Source organism: Ideonella azotifigens (assembly GCF_006519715.1).
GTDB lineage: Bacteria > Pseudomonadota > Gammaproteobacteria > Burkholderiales > Burkholderiaceae_C > Ideonella > Ideonella azotifigens.
The window spans coordinates 1-2,434 of sequence record NZ_VIDT01000758.1; the positions used below are offsets into that span (position 1 = coordinate 1).

The following is a 2,434-nucleotide window of genomic DNA, read 5'->3' on the forward strand; positions in this document are numbered from 1 at the left end:
AGGGTGGCCAGGTCTTCGCGCACCTGGGCCCGGAAGGCCTTGTAGCCGCCCTGCAATTGGCGGGTGCGAAAGCCGATCTGCGCCAGCACCAGCGACAGGCTGCCCGAGCGCTGGCCGCCGCGCCAGCAATAGACCAGCGGCCGCCAGTCCTTGGGCTTGTCGGCCACGTGGCGCTCCAGCATGTCGGCGATGCGGCGCGAGACCAGCGCCGCGCCCTGCTTGCGAGCCTCGAAGGTCGAGACCTGGGTGTAGACCGTGCCGACATGGGCGCGCTCGGCGTCGTCCAGCACCGGCCAGTTGACGGCGCCCGGCAGGTGGTCGTCGGCGAACTCGGCCGGCGAGCGCACATCGATCACGCAATCGAACTGCGCTGGCTGGGCCAGCCAGTCCGGCACCTGGATGGGAGAAAAACTCATGGGAGGAAGGCGGGCATCGCGGCGATTGTCCGCTGGATCAAAGACAGGCCAGCGGTCACGGCCAGCCCTCGAAAAGGCCTCCGTTGCCAAATCCTTGCCACGCTTGCCGGGAGACCGGCAAAAACCAGAAAAAACCAAGACCGGCGAGGACTCCGTTGCCGGACTGCTGGGCATGCTTCGCCGCATTGGTTGCCGGCGTGCCTGCATGCCGGTTTTTGCTTTCATCTGCCTTCGGAGCTCATCCCCATGTCCCAGTCCCGGACCTCGTCCCTCGCCTTGTTCTCCCGGCCCGCGTGGCTGGCCTGGGGCCTGCTGGCCACCGCTGCCGCCAGCGCTGCCTCGGATCCCTACAAGACGCCCGCCTCGTCGGTCGGCGCCATCGCGCTGGCCAACGACACGGTGTTGGCCGTCAGCGACGGTGGCGACACCAAGCGCTTCTACACAATCGACGTGCCCGAAGGCGCCGGCTCGCTGACCGTCAGTGTGACCGGCGGCAGCGGCGATGCCGACATGTGGATGGCCGCCGCCGGCAAGCCGGTCAGCAAGATGCACTATGACTGCTACACCGGCGCCGAAGGCAACAACGACGTCTGCACCTTCTACAACCCCAAGCCCGGCCGCTACACGGTCATGCTGAGCAGCATCTACATCGGCGGCTACACCGATGCGCAGCTGCTGGCCAGCTACACCCTGGGCACCCAGCAGGGGCCCAAGGCGATCAAGCTGGCGTCCGGCGTGCCGGCGCAGGTGTCCGGCGCGGCCGGCAGCTCGGTGCTTTACAAGGTCAGCGTGCCCAAGGGCACCTCGCACCTGGTGGTCAGCAATGCCGGCGGCAGCGGCGATGTGAGCCTGTCCATGAAGTACCAGCAGGAACCCAGCCCGGACGGCAATGGCTGCGGCATGAGCTGCGACCAGGGCTTCCCCAAGGTCGGCACCTGGTACGTGAAGGTGACAGGCAACACCGATTTCCAGAACGTCGCGCTGACGGCCCAGCTGTCCACCCCGTCGCCCTTGACCGACCTGGGCAACGGCGTGCCGCTGACCGGCCTCAGCGGCAGCTGGGGCGACAGCGACATGCACTACTACAAGATCGACGTGCCCGAAGGCGCCGGCAAGCTGACAGTGGCGACCACCGGCAGCACCTCGGCCGACCTGCTGATGTATGTCAGCCGCGGCGAGGTGCCAAGCTGGTGGCAATACGACTGCAGCTCGGACGTGTTCGGCAATGGCGCCAACGAAACCTGCGTGTTCCCCACGCCCAAGGCCGGCACCTACTACATCGGCCTGAGGAGCTTCGACAGCTACAGCAACGTCGCCCTCACTGCCACCTATGAGCTCGGCGGTGGCGGCTACACCGGCGCGGCCTGCCCATCAGGTACCACGCAGCACGTCGGCACGCTGTACCGCGGCCAGGCGGCACGCTTCAAGTTCGACTCGGCCGGTGGCAAGGTTGGCGCGAAGATGACGGTGCAGACCGATTTCATGCACGACGAGATCTACCCGCTGGACTTCGACCTCTACCTGGAGCAGAAGATTGCCGACGGCCAATGGCAGGTCATCGGCTCGTCGACCAGCGTGAGCACCGATGGCACGGTGACGACGAAGACCGCGCCAGCCGGCATGCTGCGCTGGACCGTGACCGCGCTGGACGGCTCGGGCGACTTCCGCCTGTGCACCAGCGGCGAGTGAACTGAAGGCGAGGCGCTGAAAGGGCGCCTCGTGGCTTCATCAAGTTGCTGGCGTTGGCTTCAAGTTGCTGGCGCGATGGCGTCCAGCAGCTCGCTTTCCATCTGCAGCTGCACCTTGGGCTGGGCCAGCGTCATGCCGCTGATCAGGAAGGTGTCTTCCACCCGCTCGCCCAGGGTCGAGACCTTGGCGAGCTGCAGGCTGATCTGGTGCGCGCCCAGCACGCGGGCAATCGCGTACAGCAGCCCGGAGCGGTCGCTTGCGCTGACCGACAGCAGCCAGCGCTGGCCCCGTTCGTCCGGCCGCAACTGCACCCGCGGCTTGACCGGGAA

General features: G+C 67.0%; 3 protein-coding genes. 1 reads left to right on the plus strand and 2 read right to left on the minus strand.

From position 1 onward, the window contains the following. On the minus strand, positions 1–416 hold a 416-nt coding region (locus FKP22_RS27315), incomplete at its 3' end, for a rhodanese-like domain-containing protein (protein ID WP_259372465.1). A 246-nt stretch (positions 417–662) separates the two neighbouring features. On the opposite strand from FKP22_RS27315, the gene FKP22_RS27320 reads away from it, so the two are divergent. After that, entirely contained in the window at positions 663–2,105 is a 1,443-nt protein-coding gene (locus FKP22_RS27320; RefSeq protein ID WP_141291098.1) for a PPC domain-containing protein, read from the plus strand. A gap of 59 nt (positions 2,106–2,164) precedes the next feature. On the opposite strand, the gene FKP22_RS27325 is transcribed toward FKP22_RS27320, so the two are convergent. Continuing rightward, positions 2,165–2,434, minus strand: a 270-nt coding sequence (locus FKP22_RS27325; RefSeq protein WP_375140623.1) for an ACT domain-containing protein, incomplete at its 5' end; no start/stop codon positions are given.

Excerpts from the sequence above, each read along its gene's own strand:
- FKP22_RS27320 (WP_141291098.1), top strand. The coding sequence starts at position 663 with ATGTCCCAGTCCCGGACCTCGTCCCTCGCCTTGTTCTCCCGGCCCGCG.